This is a genomic window from Paenibacillus sp. ALE3, from assembly GCF_054113405.1.
Window position 1 is genome coordinate 1,659,682 of record NZ_CM134214.1, and the last position, 17,279, is coordinate 1,676,960.

The 17,279-nt window shown below is 47.2% G+C and carries 13 protein-coding genes and 1 tRNA gene; 7 read left to right on the top strand and 7 right to left on the bottom strand.

The window, feature by feature from the left end; translation table 11 throughout:
- Positions 1-66 precede the first annotated feature (66 nt).
- The 3 genes from ACXHJ2_RS07365 to ACXHJ2_RS07375 all read right to left on the bottom strand — a co-directional run bounded on the left by ACXHJ2_RS07365 (position 67) and on the right by ACXHJ2_RS07375 (position 4,466).
- On the bottom strand, positions 67-1,026 hold the full coding sequence (locus tag ACXHJ2_RS07365; protein WP_013371910.1) for an AEC family transporter: 960 nt from the start codon (positions 1,024-1,026) through the stop codon (positions 67-69).
- A 100-nt stretch (positions 1,027-1,126) separates the two neighbouring features.
- Complete coding sequence (locus ACXHJ2_RS07370; RefSeq protein ID WP_165079637.1) at positions 1,127-2,845, bottom strand: NAD-dependent malic enzyme; 1,719 nt, start codon at positions 2,843-2,845, stop codon at positions 1,127-1,129.
- Positions 2,846-3,224: 379 nt separating this feature from the next.
- A complete protein-coding gene (locus ACXHJ2_RS07375; protein WP_165079638.1) occupies positions 3,225-4,466 on the bottom strand; it encodes a nitrate/nitrite transporter in 1,242 nt (413 codons plus the stop codon).
- 433 nt (positions 4,467-4,899) lie between these two features.
- On the opposite strand from ACXHJ2_RS07375, the gene nirB (ACXHJ2_RS07380) reads away from it, so the two are divergent.
- Together nirB (ACXHJ2_RS07380) and nasC are read left to right on the top strand one after the other, a co-directional pair.
- Positions 4,900-7,074 carry a nitrite reductase large subunit NirB gene (nirB, locus tag ACXHJ2_RS07380; protein WP_165079639.1) on the top strand — a complete coding sequence of 725 codons (2,175 nt, stop codon included), beginning with the start codon at positions 4,900-4,902 and terminating at the stop codon, positions 7,072-7,074.
- 44 nt (positions 7,075-7,118) lie between these two features.
- Entirely contained in the window at positions 7,119-9,299 is a 2,181-nt protein-coding gene (gene nasC / locus ACXHJ2_RS07385; RefSeq protein ID WP_165079640.1) for an assimilatory nitrate reductase catalytic subunit NasC, read from the top strand.
- A 132-nt stretch (positions 9,300-9,431) separates the two neighbouring features.
- Here the strand turns inward: nasC and ACXHJ2_RS07390 are convergent, their stop codons facing one another.
- Positions 9,432-10,505: an anthranilate phosphoribosyltransferase gene (locus ACXHJ2_RS07390; RefSeq protein ID WP_165079641.1), complete on the bottom strand. Its 1,074-nt coding sequence runs from the start codon at positions 10,503-10,505 to the stop codon at positions 9,432-9,434.
- 20 nt (positions 10,506-10,525) lie between these two features.
- On the bottom strand, positions 10,526-11,128 hold the full coding sequence (locus ACXHJ2_RS07395) for an ANTAR domain-containing response regulator (protein ID WP_165079642.1): 603 nt from the start codon (positions 11,126-11,128) through the stop codon (positions 10,526-10,528).
- Positions 11,129-11,571: 443 nt separating this feature from the next.
- On the opposite strand from ACXHJ2_RS07395, the gene nirB (ACXHJ2_RS07400) reads away from it, so the two are divergent.
- Both nirB (ACXHJ2_RS07400) and nirD read left to right on the top strand, forming a co-directional pair.
- Positions 11,572-14,004, top strand: a complete 2,433-nt coding sequence (nirB, locus tag ACXHJ2_RS07400; RefSeq protein WP_019687975.1) for a nitrite reductase large subunit NirB — start codon at positions 11,572-11,574, stop codon at positions 14,002-14,004.
- 12 nt (positions 14,005-14,016) lie between these two features.
- Complete coding sequence (gene nirD, locus ACXHJ2_RS07405) at positions 14,017-14,346, top strand: nitrite reductase small subunit NirD (protein WP_019687974.1); 330 nt, start codon at positions 14,017-14,019, stop codon at positions 14,344-14,346.
- A 272-nt stretch (positions 14,347-14,618) separates the two neighbouring features.
- Here nirD and ACXHJ2_RS07410 read toward each other — a convergent pair.
- Positions 14,619-14,690 (bottom strand) — tRNA-Val (locus tag ACXHJ2_RS07410).
- A 140-nt stretch (positions 14,691-14,830) separates the two neighbouring features.
- Between ACXHJ2_RS07410 and ACXHJ2_RS07415 the strand changes: the two genes are divergently transcribed.
- Positions 14,831-15,274, top strand: a complete 444-nt coding sequence (locus ACXHJ2_RS07415) for a GNAT family N-acetyltransferase (protein ID WP_025675812.1) — start codon at positions 14,831-14,833, stop codon at positions 15,272-15,274.
- An 86-nt stretch (positions 15,275-15,360) separates the two neighbouring features.
- Positions 15,361-15,597 (top strand): DUF3892 domain-containing protein, encoded by a 237-nt coding sequence (locus ACXHJ2_RS07420; protein WP_013371899.1) that lies wholly within the window; start codon positions 15,361-15,363, stop codon positions 15,595-15,597.
- A gap of 128 nt (positions 15,598-15,725) precedes the next feature.
- On the opposite strand, the gene ACXHJ2_RS07425 is transcribed toward ACXHJ2_RS07420, so the two are convergent.
- Positions 15,726-16,484: an MBL fold metallo-hydrolase gene (locus tag ACXHJ2_RS07425; RefSeq protein WP_013371898.1), complete on the bottom strand. Its 759-nt coding sequence runs from the start codon at positions 16,482-16,484 to the stop codon at positions 15,726-15,728.
- Between the two features lie 200 nt (positions 16,485-16,684).
- On the opposite strand from ACXHJ2_RS07425, the gene ACXHJ2_RS07430 reads away from it, so the two are divergent.
- The gene (locus ACXHJ2_RS07430; protein WP_013371897.1) at positions 16,685-17,242 is read left to right on the top strand and encodes a hypothetical protein; all 558 of its coding nucleotides are present in this window, start codon (positions 16,685-16,687) and stop codon (positions 17,240-17,242) included.
- Positions 17,243-17,279 lie beyond the last annotated feature (37 nt).

A 17,279-nucleotide genomic window follows, 5' to 3' on the forward strand; every position in this document is an offset into this window, starting at 1 on the left:
GGCGAACGAATGCCCTTAACCATTATATATAACAGTCTTTCGCTGAACGTTGAAAGCTTTCTGTCATTATACAAGTAGTGAAATGAGCAGAGGGAGCGAAATGAGCGATAATACTGAGCTTATAACAAATGCAGATGCCGCTTCTGTTTCCAGTGATTCATAGCGGGTCGCGATCATAGCGGCTACAGCAGATCCGGGAAATGCGACAAGCAGTACGGCTTTAGTTACATCCTCAGGGGACAGTCCGATCAGAACAGCAATACCGAGCATAACCATAGGCATCACGATCGCTTTCAGTACAGCGATACTAAGTGCTTTTGGACTGAACGTAATCTTTTTAATTCCAATAGTTACCCCGATGGCAAATAGAGCCGTACCAGCAGTAATATTGCCGATTTGATCAAACATAGATTGCAAAAGCTTCGGAGCTTGGAATCCGCATAAAGTCAATACAACACCAATCAAGGGTACGCAAGCCAGCGGCTCGCTGAGTCCATGAAGGACAGATTTTATAGTGACTGTAAATAAATTACCTTTAGTGTCATCAGATTCTGTTGATTTACGCTGGCCGACCGTTCCCAAAATACTTGCAAGCGGATCAAGAATCGCATTAACGACGATGCCGGTAATCGCAATAGGAATGGCGACCGCCGCACTTCCGAACAAGCTTCCCAAAACCGGAATCCCCATGAATGCGAAAGAAGGCTGTGTTGAATTCAATGCGAACATGGAGGATTCTGTCAGACCTTTTTTTGCAATTAAGCGATATAAGATGAGCAATACAATGTAAAAGCCGATCACTCCAAGCAGCAATGCAACAAGAAAGGGCCACTTTTGGATTAACGTCTCTCTTGGTGTCGTCGTAATACCAATAAACAAGTGTGCAGGTAAAGCGAATTTGGTTACCAGTGTATTTAATCCCTTAGATGAAGCTGGGTTAAAAGCCTTAAAAAAACCTGCAAAATAACCAATTAAAATGACAAAGAAAATAGGAATTAAGATAATAAAGATATGACCTGTAGCCATGATGTCGCCTCCAATAAAGATGTCCGCCAAAAATGGCGGACATCAGTTAAATAATCACTTTGCTTACAGCAAGTATAAATTTTGATGTTGTTCGCTATTTTTAAACCAGAACGGCTTCCTGTCCATACTGTTTGATGGGTTTATATTTGCATTCCCACATGGAATCCCGAACCGCTTGTACGATATCATCCGGCTGATGACGCGCAACTCCATCTTGAACTGCCGCCTTAGCAACTGCTACAGCAACAGCTTCAGATACTTCTCGCAGTTCGTTGATTTTTGGTAGCAGGGAAGCACCAGGCTGTGACAAATCAACCATTTGAACTACTGCATGGGCAGCTGCTGCAAACATGCTATCTGTTATAATTTTGGATTTTACTACGATTGCTCCAAGACCAAGACCTGGGAATACGAAAGCATTATTGGATTGTCCAATTTCAAACTTAATATTGTTGTAGATTACTGGCTCAAAAGGACTTCCTGTTGCAATAAGGGCTTTTCCTTCCGTCCAGTGGATCAGGTCTTCAGGAGTTGCCTCTGCCAGAGGAGTCGGATTGGACATTGGCATAATAATAGGGCGTTCTGTATGCTTGGCCATCTCTTTCACGATTTCCTCACTAAATGCTCCAGCAACACCGGAAGTTCCGATCATAATCGTCGGTTTCACACGGCGAATGACTTCAAGCAGAGGGATTTTGCCATCTTCAGCATGCTCCCAGTCACGGCATTCGGCAGCATCACGCACATAAGGGACCTGGAATGGGAAAAGTCCTTCCGTTTCATTGGTAAGCAGACCACGGTAATCATATGCCCAGAAGTTACGTCTTGCTTCAGTTTCTGACAATCCTTCGAGCATCATAGCCGCACTAATTTGGTCTGCATTGCCGATTCCGGCAGCTCCTGGACCAAACACTAGAACCCGATGCTTGCTCAGTGGGATTCTGGACAATTGGACACCAGACATCACACCTGCTAGTGTAACCGCGCCAGTACCTTGAATGTCATCATTAAACGTTAAAATATGATTTCCGTACTTATTAATAATATTCCGAGCATTGACGTTACCTAGATCTTCCCAGTGCAGCAGTGCGTTCGGGAAAGAAGAAAGTGCAGCTTGAACATAAGTATCAATAAATTGATCATATTGTTCTCCACGTACACGCTTATGACGATTCCCCATGTATAAAGGATCTTCTAACAGCTTTTCGTTGTTTGTACCTGCATCAAGCACAACGGCCAGCACCCGGCTAGGATCAATTCCAGCAGCAGCTGTATATACAGCAAGCTTACCGATAGAGATGTTAATACCGCCAACTCCCCAGTCCCCGATTCCCAAAATACTTTCGGAATCTGTGGCTACAATCAGGTCGATATCATCAGGGTCCAAGTTCAAATTCTTAAAAGCTTCTTTGATGCCAGCAAGGTTATCAATAGATAAATACATACCACCTGGTTTATGATATTCATGACTGTATTCCTGAATAGCCTGACCGACTGTTGGTGTATAAACAATCGGAAGCATCTCGCTCAGGTGCTCGGAAAGCAAACGATAATAAAGGACGGTATTCCGATTAAAAAGATCATTTAATGCAACGTTTTTACGCAAATTATCTGGTTGGCTTTGAAATTGCTCGTATACCCGTTGAACCTGTTCCTCAATAGTTAATATGGTAGGAGGAAGGAGGCCGTCAAGTCCAAGCTGCTGACGCTCTTCCAGTGTAAAAGCCACTCCTTTGTTCAGCAGTGGGTTGGCAAGAAGATCCTTTCCGGTTAATTTGGTTTCGATAGTTCCATTTTCCGTAACATGAAAAGCACGCATTTCCAATTCCTTCTTTCCTAAAAAAATACATTTGGTTAACCCTTGAACAATTCGTGAACAAGTATACGCCTTATTTTAAACCAAGTGAACAAGTATGTTGTGTGAAAAATGGTTATATAAGTGTTTACATAAGAAAAAATATGAAAATGAAAGCGATTTTCAATGATTTTCAACTGAAAAATTCATTAAATTTTCATAATATTTTCGGTAAATATTCATTAAATGTGACTTTTTTCATAGATTTTATAATTAGATTGAATATGTATAAGGAAATAGCTTAACTTCATTTTTCTAATAACGAAGTTAAGCTATTTTTTATTATAAGGGATAATTGAGGCTTAAAATCTAAACGTTTGGTGGCTGTCTATTTAGTGGATAGTCAGATATTTAATTCTCCGATTCGGTTAACGGCTTCATTAGCGCCTGGAGCAGAGCGTTGCATCCAGCTGTTGCGCCATTTCAATTGCATGATAATGACGAGGACAAAAGCACAGAATGTGATCAGGCTTAGACAGATGAAGCCAGGCATGTAAGAACCCGTTAATTTGTACAGATGGCCCAGAATAAGAGGAAGACAGTATCCGCCTATGCCACCAGCAGCGCCGACGATGCCGGTCATAAGCCCGATTTCGTTGCCGAATCGCTGCGGCACAAGCTGGAATACGGAGCCGTTGCCAGCCCCAAGGCACATCATGCCTACGAACAGCAGAACTACGACTACGGCAAGTGGTGGCAAAAATGCAATGCTGGCGAGCATCATCCCGGCCCCGGCATACAAATACATTAACATGCGAGAACCACCAATCCGGTCAGACAAAAAACCGCCTACTGGACGAAAGAAGCTTCCGGCAATCACACAAACGGTTGCAAAATCAGCGGCATGCACCGCAGAGAGGCCGTATTGGGTATTGAAGAAAATGGTCAAATAATTAGAAAGGCCGACGAACCCACCGAACGTCACGCAATAAAAGGCACAGAACACCCAGGCATCCCTCTGTTTGAGCACCGAAGCATATTGCGCCAGACTTTTTGGTGCTGGGCGATGAGGGCTGTTGCGGGCAAAAATACTGAACAGAACAAAGACGATGAAAATTGGGATAATGGCCAATCCAAACACGACCTCCCAACTGCCAAAATGTTGGGCAATACGGTTGGCAAACAAAGTTGCGAGGACGGTCCCGCTGTTGCCGGCACCGGCAATTCCCATGGCCAGACCTTGATGCTCTTTGGGGTACCATTGGCCAGCCAACGGTAGTGCAGCTGCAAATGAGGCGCCGGCCACACCCAGAAGCAGGGCGACAGTGTACAACTGCTCCAGCGAATCAACCCACAGCCAGCCGAGCAGGAGAGGAATGATCGTGATAAGCATACCGATCTGTCCCGTGAGCTTCGGACCGATATAATCTGACATGAATCCAAGCACGAGTCGCAACAGAGAGCCGCTGAGTATCGGGAGAGCGACAAGGTTGGCTTTTTGTACAGGGTCCATTGGATAATCATTAGCAATGACAACGACCAACGGTCCAATCATTCCCCATATCATAAAGCTAATATCAAAATACAAAAAAGAGCCAAAAAGGGTGGGCTTGTGTCCGCTGTGCCAGAAACTTTTTTTCTTCATTCTCCATCTCTCCTGTTCTTATTGGGGTTTGTAGAGCTCAGGCCTTAGACTTCAGCCCTCTGCTGAACATAAAAAGCCGCAAATCGTCCCGTCATTGATATTGGGAACGTTTTGCGGCTTCATTGCCGTGTTTGACACACTTCATTGTGCATCGCTTGGGTATGATCACATGGTAGTGATTTTAATTCAAATTATAAAAAGACATTCTACTTGTGTCAATATACATAACATTAAAATTATAATAAATTAAAAAATAGGTTTAAATACAGGTTTCATGTATTGAATATTGACATAATACTCACAATTCAGTAATCTTAAGTACATATCGGTACAACGATGTGCCGACATTTACGGCAACGGTGCCCTTTTCCATCGAATGGAGAAGGGCTTTTTCTGTCTTATTTTAGGTTCAGAGAATGGGGCTGGATTAATTATGATAAAAAGACTGGTCGTCATCGGTAATGGTATGGCAGGCATCAAATGTGTGGAGGAAATTCTCAGTCTGGAGCCGGAGCGGTTCCAAATCACAATATTTGGTGCAGAGCCACGTCCCGGATACAACCGTGTGCTCCTGTCCAAAATGCTTCAGGAGGAGAGCTCGTTCCAACATATTGTTACCCATAGCTGGGACTGGTACGAAGAAAATGGGGTAAAGTTGCAAGCCGGTGAACGTGTGTGTCGTATTGATGTAGCAACCGGTACGGTGGAAACGGAATCCGGTATTCAAGAGCCCTATGACATTCTCATACTGGCAACTGGCTCTTTGCCTTTCATACCTCCCATTCCCGGAGTCCGAAAAGAGGGAGTAATCGCTTTTCGTGATGTAAATGACTGTGAAACCATGGCCAGATATGCCAAAACGTATCGCAAGGCCACCGTCATCGGAGGAGGGCTATTGGGGCTTGAGGCTGCTCAAGGCTTGCTGAATCTAGGGATGGAAACTGACGTTGTTCATAATGCGCAGTATCTGATGAATCGTCAGCTTGACCGTACTGCGGCTGTGCTTTTACAACGGCGGTTGGAGCAGCAGGGCATGCGGTTTCATTTGGCGAAGGATACGGTCAATATTATAGGCCGCAACCGGGCACAAGGATTGATGTTTGCGGACGGGAACAGATTGGAAACAGACTTGGTCGTGCTGGCGGTTGGTATCCGGCCCAATATCGCTTTGGCTCAGGACAGTGGTCTGACAGTAAACCGTGCCATTGTCGTGGATGATTATATGCGCACGAGTATTCCTGGTATTTACGCAGTTGGCGAATGTGCTGAGCACCGTGGAATTTCATATGGGCTGGTGGCGCCGCTATATGAGCAGGGCAAAGTGCTGGCAAAGGTGATTTGTGGTCGTGAAACGGCTCCTTATGAAGGGACGGTTCCCTATGCCCAGCTCAAGGTTGCGGGAATTCATGTGTTTTCGGCAGGAGACATTCGTGAAGAGGGAAACGAGATTGCGATCATGGAATATAACGGTATGCAGGAGATGTACAAAAAAGTGATGATGCGCGCTGGCGCTATTACTGGAGCGATTTTATTCGGCGATACGGCGGAAAGCACCTCGCTGCTTGGAATGGTTCGGCGCGGCGCGCCAACTACAGAGCTTACACCTCGGAATAACAGCAAAAGCAAAGCAGAGGATGCTGCGGAAGCATTGCCCGAAGGAGAGACGGTATGCGCATGTAACGGTGTGAGCAAGGGGGATATCTTGCGAGTGATTGCCACAGATAAGCTGAAAACAGTCGAAGAGGTGAAGAGCCGGACCAAAGCGTCCGGTTCCTGCGGTGGTTGCCGGCCGCTAGTGGCTGCACTGGTCAAAAATGGTTTGTCCCGAGCGACAGCTTCTGGACCTGTGGTTACTCCGACTGCTCAAGAAGTTGTTCCTGTGTGTGGTTGTACGCATTATGATCATGATTCGCTTAAGACAGCGATGGTGGAGGCAGTTTGTCGAACTCTAGAGGAAGTGGTATCTCGTCTCGGTTGGACCAGGCAGCAGGGCTGTGAATTATGTCGTCCTGCTGTACTTTATTATCTGGAATCTCTAGGTTTGCGGAACGGATCTGCAACAAATCAACTGGGAATAGGCGTTGCGCTTCAGCCCACCGTACCATACGAAGGGGAAGCGGGTTCTGTGGGCCTGAGTTTTACAAATTTGGATGTTGAACGTAGGGATTTTGTTGATCCTGCCCCGATCGATCAGGCTTCTGGTGGAGTGATCTGGCTGAGAGAGCGGCTGGCAGCAGTATGGGGCAGTCTTTCATTACCGTCACCAGTTGCGGTTGCTGTTAGTCCGGGTTCAGAGTATCCCGATGGCGTGCTTGTCCATGACATTGGAATCTCCCGATCTCCAGCAGGTTGGGAGGTTTATGCTGGTGGCCATGCAGGACATCCGGTTCGTCAGGGGTTGCTGCTTGGATTGGAGGAGAATCCGGAAGAAGTGGTGCTGATGGTTGTAACCTGCTTGCAAATATACAGGCATAGTGCTAGGTATGGGGAGAAAATGTGGGAATGGATTGAACGGACTGGCGTTCTAGCGCTGCGGGAAAGTGTGCTCGACGTTACTCTGCGAAGTGAGCTGACCGGTAGCCTGCGGTCCACCATGCTGACAGGTTAACGGATTGTGGGAGTTGTAGTGAATGGAGAGGGAAGGTGACTTTTATGTGTCAGTCAGGAGAAAACAAACTGGAAGCCGGTCAATACGTCCTCCCTGTGGTGGAGACACAGTGCCCATTTTGCAGCGTGCAATGTAAGATGACCGTTAGTACGGAAACGGAAGCACTCGCGGGTATCGTTCGAACGGTGTATAAAGCGGAAGGGAAACCTAATGCAGCCTCACAAGGCAGGTTGTGCATCAAGGGAATGAATGCGCATCAGCATGCAACTCATGCAGAAAGGCTGACACAGCCTCTCCTGCGCAAAGAGGGCAGGCTCGTTCCTGTCCCATGGGGAGAGGCGATGGATGCTGTAACCAGCAGTTTCTCTTCGCTACTGTCCAAGCATGGTCCTGATGGAATCGGCATTTACGGCGGAGGCTCGTTATCGAATGAAACGGCTTATTTACTTGGGAAATTTGCTAGAGTGGCTATAGGTACGCGCTATATTGATTATAACGGGCGCTTCTGCATGTCGGCGGCAGCATCTGCTGGCAGCAAAGTGTTTGGTGTTGACCGCGGACTGACCTGTAGGCTGGCTGATATTCCGTTGGCTCGTTGTATTGTGCTTGCAGGCACGAATATCGCTGAGTGTCAGCCGACGTTAATGCCTTATTTTCACCAAGCGAAGGAAAATGGCGCGTTTATCATCGTAATTGACCCGCGCACGACTCCCACAGCGGCAATAGCCGATCTGCACCTACAAATCAGACCAGGTACGGATGCTGTGCTGGCCAATGCCATGCTAAAGGTCGTCGTGGATGAGGGATTGATAAATGAAGAATTTATCCGCAAGCGGACCAACGGGTATGACCAGTTGTTGACTCATTTGAATGGGGTGAATCTGAACGAATCGGCTGCGCTGTGCGGAATTGAGGCAGAAATGATCCGGCAGGCAGCACGTGCCTTTGGCGGCGTGGAGACTGGCATCGTTTTTACAGCCAGGGGCGTTGAACAGCAGACGGATGGACATATGGCGGTACGTGCATTTCTAAATCTCGTGCTGGCCACCGGAAAGATTGGAAGAGAAGGGTGCGGGTATGGGGCCATCACAGGTCAGGGGAACGGGCAAGGGGGGCGAGAGCACGGTCAAAAGGCTGATCAGCTTCCTGGTTACAGATCGATTGAGAATGAAGCAGACCGAGCCTATGTTGCGTCCGTGTGGGGAGTTGAACCAAGCAGCTTGCCGGGAAAAGGAGTATCGGCCTATGAAATGATGGAGCTTGTGAATCAGGGAGAAATTCAAGCCCTGTTCGTGATGGGCTCTAATCCTGTTGTGTCTAACCCGAATGCACGGTTGGTCGAGGACGCGCTGGAAAAGCTGGATTTGTTGATTGTGGCGGATATGTTTCTCACTGAAACGGCGCGAATGGCCGACGTTGTTTTGCCTGTGACGTCTTATTTGGAGAATACGGGGTCGATGACTAATCTGGAAGGCCGCGTTTTGCTGCGGGAAGCGGTGCGCCTTGCACCGGGCGAAGCTAGAGATGACTGGAGCATTTTATGCCAAATAGCTGCAAGGTTGAACAAGGGGAGGTACTTCGCATATAAGGATGCAGAGGATATCTTTGAAGAACTGCGTCTCGCTAGCCGAGGGGGACTTGCTGATTATTACGGGATCACTTATGACAGGCTGCGTCGCGAGGAAGGGGTATATTGGCCATGCCCATCTATGGATGAAGCTGGTACGGATACGATGTTTCGGGAAAGCTTTGCTCTTTCCGACCGAAGAGCTGTTTTTACAGTGGTTGAAAGCTGTGGAGCAGGAGAGGAAATATCCGAGGAATATCCGCTTACTTTGACGAATGGCCGCGTGCTGGCTCACTATTTGACTGGCGCGCAAACACGCAGAAGTCCTTCGCTGGCCGCGCGTGAGATTGAGAATTATGTAGAAATTCATCCGCGTACTGCGCAGCGCTGGTATATCAGGGACGGGGAGTGGGTGGAAATAACATCCCAGCGCGGCAGCTTCACCGTCCGCAGCCGGATCAGGTCACATATTCGCGAAGACACGCTTTTCGTGCCCATGCATTGGGGCGGGACGCAAAATGTAAATCGGGCGACCCGTCCAGACCTTGATCCGTTCTGCCGGATGCCCGGCTTCAAGACGGCAGCTGTATGCATCCGTCCCCTCCGCCTAGCTGTAGCTGCAACCAGTGGACATAACGGGGAGTGGTCACAGTTCTAGAACAGGAAGGTGTGAGTGCATCTTCTTTTTCCTTGCATAAAAGGCCCGCCCCCTTTGCATGAGCATGGGGGCGGACCTTTTTGAGTAGTTCAGTTTATGTCCCGATAAATGCTGGACTGTAGGAGACGAGTTTTATAAATGAAAATGGGGTTCGGATGTGTTGGCACCCATTTTTATTTCTTTTCTCAACATAGCTTCACGCCAGCGGCAGTATAACTCCCAGGCGTTCCCGTTTTCAAGCAGCGGCTTGCAGGTGTACAAGCCTTCCTCAATGGAGTCGACTCGCCCTGCAATGAACAGTCGTACCGCGCCGTTGAGCATCACTTGATTCGAGAAGGCAGTAGGAGCTGTGCCTTGCAGCACTTCCTCTGATATGCGCAGCTGTTCAGCAGGGGTCCAGTGGTGTTCTGGTACTACCGAATCCAGCCCGTACATTTCGGGATCTATAACCTGGAGGGACACCTTACCATTAGCAAACAGGTAAGTCCGGGTCGGTCGATCGATGAATAGGTCCTCCGATCCTTCGCTCCCCTGAACGATCAAAGCCCTGCGATAACTCAGATTTTGCATGACCTTCGCCGTCTTGTCGAATACGGTGTTGTGGAAAACACCAAATACAATGTACGGGGAGGAACCATAATCAACCAGTTTCTCGGCTGTGTTCAGTACTGTGCGAATCCCCAACTCTTCGCGAATAGAGCGCAGATCCCGCAGGGGCGTGCACCATTGTTCGGAAACAACGAAAAGCACGCCTGTCTGCTTCGCAGCATGAATGGCGGTTTCGTGTGACATGTCCGCAGTCGCTACCCCCATCTCCTGCAACAAAAGTGGGAGTGTAACCCCCCATTTGGGAGGGAGGGGTGCACTCCCATGCATCGTTACAGGTAATCCGTATGAGGCAAGTAGAAAGGCAGTTGCGAAGGTAGCAATAAATGATGACTTCCTACCGTCGTACGGACCGGCGAAATCAATGCCTTCCTGCATGGGAAAGCGGTGGGAATATTTGCGACAGACATTAACGAATGCTTCCAGCTCGGCAACACTCTCCATTTTGATGCGTTCCGCGGCAAAGAAGGCACCGATTTGAGCTGGGGTTGCTGACCGGGTCATAATCAGTTCGGCGGCAGTTTCGGCTTCGGCATAGTTCAGATCACGAGCGCCTCTTTTGCCGCGCCCAACTTCTTTTAATATTTCAATGATATTCATGTTCAGGCCCCTTTCAGGTTTTATGCTTTTAGCATTTGTTGTGCTTTTACAATGGAGATGGCCACATCAACGATTCGTTTGCGCTCATTCATCGCTTTTTTACGCAGCAGATCATATGCCTCCGCTTCCGGGATGCTGTTTACTTCGCCAAGTATCCCCTTCGCCATATCAATCCATTTGCGTTCTTCCAGCCGAGCGGTCAGTTGTTTGCGTTCACTTTGCCAATGCTGGCGTTCAAAAAAGCGTTTGGCGCTAAAATGAAGGGCCCAATTCAGCTCATGGGCTGCCATGGAAGGGGTTAGAATACCGTCGACAGTCACGTCTGCTTCACAAGCCTCCGTCGATGACAGCGCTGATGTCGCGCTGCACCACCAGAGCAACGGAATTGCTTTGGTTTGCTCCAACCTGCTACTCCACATACTGATTGTGCCGACAGGTATGTTTAGTAAGGCCGCATCTGCATTATGGATGAGCTGTTTGATTTCAGATTCATGGCGGCAGGGCAAAGGCAGGTATCCGTTGGATTCTAAAAGGTGCTCAGGTTCTGCCTGCCATGAGGGAATGGTGTCTGCCTGCTCGGATGCAGGGTCAGCATGTGAGTGAATTACCAACAAGGAACGCAAGCGGGCTCCTCCTCTCTTTAACATGAAGGGTAAATAAGCATGAGGATTGTATGTCTTGATAAGAAATGTGACATATAACTTGATGAGATGGGTTTGCTTTTCCATCATAATGAAGTGGAAACGGACTTTTAAACCATTTTGGCGTGTTTTGGACTGAAAATCAATCCTAATTTTGTAGAAGAGTGATATTTTATACGTCATCAATATGTTACTTAGTGATAGAATATTATTTTTACGAGATTTTGCGTAAGGAATATTGACATGTGATTTGAATCGTTATATATTGGCTACAGTACTTTAAATTCATACTCTGATGGATACAACGGCGTATTCGATGAAACGGCAATGGAGCCTGTTTTCACATGTGGAGGGATGTTTTGCATCCCCGTATGTGAAGCAGGCTTTTTATGTTTTAAGGATAGAAATGGAGAGGGAGTGACCTAATGAACTACATCCAAAAATTAGTGCTGGTCGGCAACGGAATGGCGGGGATACGCACTCTCGAACATTTGCTGAAGATCGCACCAGGTGCCTATGAGATTACGGTATTTGGGGCCGAGCCCCATCCAAACTATAATCGGATCATGCTGTCCTCTGTTCTTGCCGGTGGAGCAGGTTTGCAGGATATTATCATCAACGATTGGAATTGGTATGAAGACAATAATATCCGATTGTATACCGATGATCCTGTCACAGCGATCGATACGGAAAAGCGACAGGTGACTTCACGATCCGGTGTATGCGTCTCTTATGATTTACTGTTGTTGGCAACAGGTTCTAAACCCTTCATTTTGCCGCTTCCAGGAGCCGACAAGGATGGTGTGATTGGGTTCCGGGATATTCGTGACTGCGAGATGATGATGGAGACGGCGAAGACGCACAAAAAAGCGGCCGTTATCGGCGGCGGATTGCTTGGGCTAGAGGCAGCCAGGGGGCTACTCAATTTGGGAATGGACGTTACAGTTATTCATATTAACGGTTATATTATGGATCGGCAGCTGGATGAGGCTGCTTCCCTTATGTTACGGCGCGAGCTGGAGGAACAGGGAATGACTTTTCTGGTCAATAAGCGGACGGCGGCTATCACCGGGCGTCGTCGCGTCGAAGGGCTAAAGTTTGCTGATGGCAGCGAACTGGAAGCGGATTTGATCGTTATGGCGGTAGGTATCAAACCAGACATTGAACTGGCGGTGTCAGCGGGAATCCCCGTAAACCGCGGTGTCATCGTAAATGATCACATGGAAACGAATATTCCTGGCATATATGCCGTTGGAGAATGTGCAGAACACCGGGGAATCACTTACGGTCTGGTTGCCCCATTATATGAGCAGGGGGGCGTCCTGGCTCAGCGACTCGCGGGAATGGAGACTCCTGGCTACAGTGGTTCCGTTACTTCTACAAGATTGAAGGTATCGGGCGTCGATGTATTTTCAGCAGGAAATTACAAGGATGAGTCGGGAACGCGATCACTGCGGTATCAGGATGATATTGATGGCGTCTACAAAAAAATCGTCATTAAGGAAGAAAAACTGATCGGTGCCGTTCTGTTTGGGGATACCTCTGATGGAGCCAAGTTGTTTTCTCTGATTAAAAGTGGGGAGTCGGTGGTTGGTCGAGAGAAAGAGTTGTTACTTGGCTTTAACCCTGGTCAATCAGAAGGTAGTGGCACCATGATGCTGGAGCAGATGCCTGAAGACGAAATTGTATGCGGATGTAATGGTGTATCCAAGGGTGACATTGGAGAGGCGGTTGCGGCTGGCTGTAAGAGTCTTGGGGAAATTAAGGCCTGCACGAAGGCATCGGCATCATGCGGCGGCTGCAAGCCATTAGTGGAGGGGCTCTTACAGCTGTACGCAGGTGCAGAAGCCGGAGAATCGATTAAAGAGGGGATATGTGGCTGTACGACACTTGATCGGGAAGCGATTATTGATGGTATCCGAGAAATGGGGTTGAAGAGCGTCAAAGAAGTGATGAACGTGCTGGGCTGGAACGAAGCTGAAGGATGCACCAAATGTCGGCCGGCCCTCAATTATTATCTAGGTATGCTGTGGCCACTGGATTATGAGGATGAGAAGGAATCCAGATTTACGAATGAAAGGTACCATGCCAATATTCAGAAAGATGGCACCTACTCTGTGGTGCCCCGCATTTATGGAGGAGTTACTTCACCTGCCGACCTGAAGAAGATTGCTGCTGTCGCGGAGAAATACAATGTGCCTTTGGTTAAATTTACGGGTGGCCAACGTCTTGACCTGCTTGGTGTAAAAAAAGAAGATCTACCGGGAATCTGGTCCGAATTGGATATGCCATCGGGATATGCATATGGAAAGACATTGCGAACCGTCAAGACGTGTGTCGGTAACACTTTTTGTCGCTTCGGCACACAGGACGCTATGGGCATGGGCATCCGGTTGGAAAAGGCATTCGAACGTCTGAATGCGCCATCCAAAGTCAAACTGGCTGTGTCGGGCTGTCCGCGTAACTGCGCAGAAGCGACGATCAAGGACTTGGGTGTTGTCGCTATTGACGGTGGCTGGGGGATCTACATTGGAGGTAACGGCGGTATTAAAGTGCGGGCAGCAGAACTGCTGTGTACTGTAAAAACCGAGGATGAAGTGATGGAATGGACTGGTGCCTATTTACAGTATTACCGTGAGCAGGCGAATTGGAACGAGCGAACAGCTCATTGGGTAGAACGGGTAGGCGTAGAGTCGATCAAACAGGTATTAGCAAATGCGGAGACGAGGCAGCAACTGGTAAGCAGAATTGAGGAGACGTTAAGCACAACGACTGATCCGTGGCACGAAATCATTCATAACGAAGAGCTGCGCAAAAACTTTGTACAGCTGCCGGAGCTTAAGGCAGTAATGGAATAGGAGGCTGACCAAATGGAGAGCAATACGATAACCAGCAGAATCAGGATAGCAGATCTGAACGAGATTGACCGACGTGGAGCAAGAACAGTTCGCATTCATAATGCAGAGATAGCCGTATTTCGCCTTAGTGACGGCAGCGTGCGTGCGCTTGAGAACCGTTGTCCACACAAAGGGGGACGGCTATCCGAAGGAATGATATGCGGATCGGTGGTCCATTGTCCGCTCCATGATTGGAAAGTCGACCTGTCCACTGGTCAGGTGCAAGAGCCGGATACTGGATGTGTGACCACTTACCCGACGGAGATTGACAGTGAGAGTGGAGCAGTTTACATCGTAATCTAGGGGCATTAGGTTTATTTGCTTGGGGTGCTGGGCTTAGTTGTTCTTCTATATAATAGAAGAGATACGTATTGCCGAACAATTCTCTAGAATTCAATCTTGCTGAAAAAAGAGACATTGCTGCTTAAGCGTGGTGTATATAAAAAGTCAACCTTACTTCTGGTTGGCTTTTTTTTCGCCTAAATCTTGAACGACGGCCAGTTTCTCGTCTCGGCACCATTTGCTTTATCTTCAAACAAACAAAAAAAGCCTTGAAAATCAAGGCTTCTGACGAATAGGACGGATGGGGATCGAACCCATGACCCTTACCCTGTCAAGATAATGCTCTCCCGCTGAGCTACCGTCCTGTAGTTACTAGATAATATCATGTATTAACCATATATGTAAAGTGAAAAAATACAAATCAGCCTGTACTTCATAACCATTTATATATATAATTCAAATTTAGCGAGTTTACATTTGGAATTAAGGATAGGAGGAACAGATGATGGCCGCAGAAATTATAACTGTAACAACAGAAGAGCAACTGCAGAAGGCAATATTAATCCGGACCAAAGTGTTTGTCGAAGAGCAAAAGGTTCCTCTAGATCTTGAAATTGATCATTATGACAAGCTGGGAGATACCGCCCATCATTTACTAATTTGTGAACATGGGGAAATGGTGGCTACTGGTCGGTTGACATATTATGATGAAGATACAGCTAAAATGCAACGTATTGCCGTTCTCAAGGAGCATCGTGCAGCAGGTTATGGACGCGTATTACTGCTAGCACTGGAGGAACGTGCACGTGAACTGGGGCTGAGATACTCGTTGCTAGATGCTCAATGTCAAGCTGAGAAGTTTTACGAAAAGCTAGGCTATGAAACGATCTCTGATGAACCTTTTGACGATGCGGGAATACCGCACGTACGTATGCGTAAAAAGTTGTAATTGAGGCACGGGGTGTATACAAAGCTGTACAATGCGCATGCTAGTAAAAGTTCCTCCACTATATTATGGATAAGGAGCGATGCAGCATGGCGAATACAGAACGAGAACAAATTACGGCAGTACGTAAAAACGGGGATGGCGATCTTACGTCATTTCAGACATCTACTGGACGGATTTTGGATTATAGCCAAGCGTTGAACGAGATTGAAGCAGGCTCCATTGCAGGCGTCAACGTGTTCAAGGCCAAGGATGGAAGCAAACGAATTCGAGGGGATGCCGATGGAGATCCTTCTAATAACCTGGATCAACTGCCGTTGTTCTGACCTTGACTCGCAACATTAACGTCCAAGCTTATCATTGTATACAAAAAATATGCAGCAAGCCGCCCGGCTATCCTTTGTAGGAAAGCCGGGCGGCTTTTTGTTAATTGTTTAAGCTCTCATAAGCTCGGCTACTCTGCACGTTCCAAATCTGCTAGCGGATAAACTCGCTGCTGCTCCAGAAAGGACATAATCCCTGCCTTATCTCTAAATTGTTCCATATCATCACTATAGTGCATCAGATGAATTTGCTCTTGCAGAGGTGTTGGCAAGCTTAGCAGCTCATCTAACGTTGTATGTACTTCTCCAGCGCCTTGTAACTGAACCTCATGTAAAATGCTCCGGCATCCCCGTTCATGCACCAGATGATGAAGTAAATCGGGATCAAAAACCATGTCCGCACTATAAAAAAGACGATCATTTATGAACAAAGAGTAACTGTGTTTACCAGGAATATGCTGTGTAGGGATCAGCTCTACCTGGATACCGGGTACTAATGTGGTGGATACGCCAGGCGTTATGACATTTACCTCAAATACATCCTCAAGCTTGTCAATCATACCTTGCTGGGACATGCCGCCCTTGAGCGTATGCTCCCATAAAGGGTGGATTAATGGTTCGGCGATATAAAGTAGAGGTTTGCGACGATGGAGGATATTCATTTGAAAACCAAATTCCTCTAAGCCTCCGACATGATCTGCGTGAATATGTGTGATTAAAATAGCGTCAATATCAGGCAAAGGGACACCCATCTGGTGTAATGCCAGCGATGCGGTTGTACCGCAATCGATCAGCAGCTTGCCTTCCCCGCTATCCAGCAGCGCGTTGTTGTTGTAATAATGCTTGGCAAAGGCGCTGCCTGTACCAAGCATCTGTATCGTTAGGCCCATTATGGATTCTCCCTCCAGACGATGTGTTATAAGACATTCTACAATCGTATTTTAACATCTAGGCTGCGAGAACTAAAGATTTGGCTCCTTATGTAAAAACTTTGGACAATTTGTGAAACACAGCGCAACTTGTGCGGCTGAGCTAGGTATAAATGTACGACAGATGGTTTTTAACAGATAACGATGGAGGGATATGTAGTATGAAATGGAGAAAAGTGATGGCCCTAGTGATGGCCTTTTCAATAATGGGAGGGACCGTCATTTCGGCGGAGTCCGCCAAGGACCAAGTGCAGTTGATTATTAACGGAGAAGTGTCAAAAGATGGAGCAGTTGTCATTGATGGGAAAACTTATGTGCCTATCCGTGATTTTAATGGGCTTGTAAATTTTGATCCCTCTGGTGGAAAAGTTGTTTTCGACCAGCCAAACGTGCATATGTTCCTGTTCAAGGGGGATACTGTGTTTGGTAACGTGAATAAAGGTAACAAAGTGAAGTTTAATGTTTTCAGTCAAATTGATACCCTGAAAACAGATATTTCCGGAGTGAAAGTAGCAATTACCGACCCTTCGGGCAATGTAAAGGATATTCAGTCCCAAGATATCAAAGGAGCGCAAAAGGATAACTTCTGGTTCCGTACAAACGACTTTACGTATGATTTCAAAACAGCAGGAAACTATCGGGTAGGTTTCTACATTAAAGAAAGTAAAGATGGCAGTTATACCCTCGTGTCCGAAAAAGTCATTACAGCGATAAATTAGGCATACCACAAATTGACCTGCACTCTTGATCATGTTA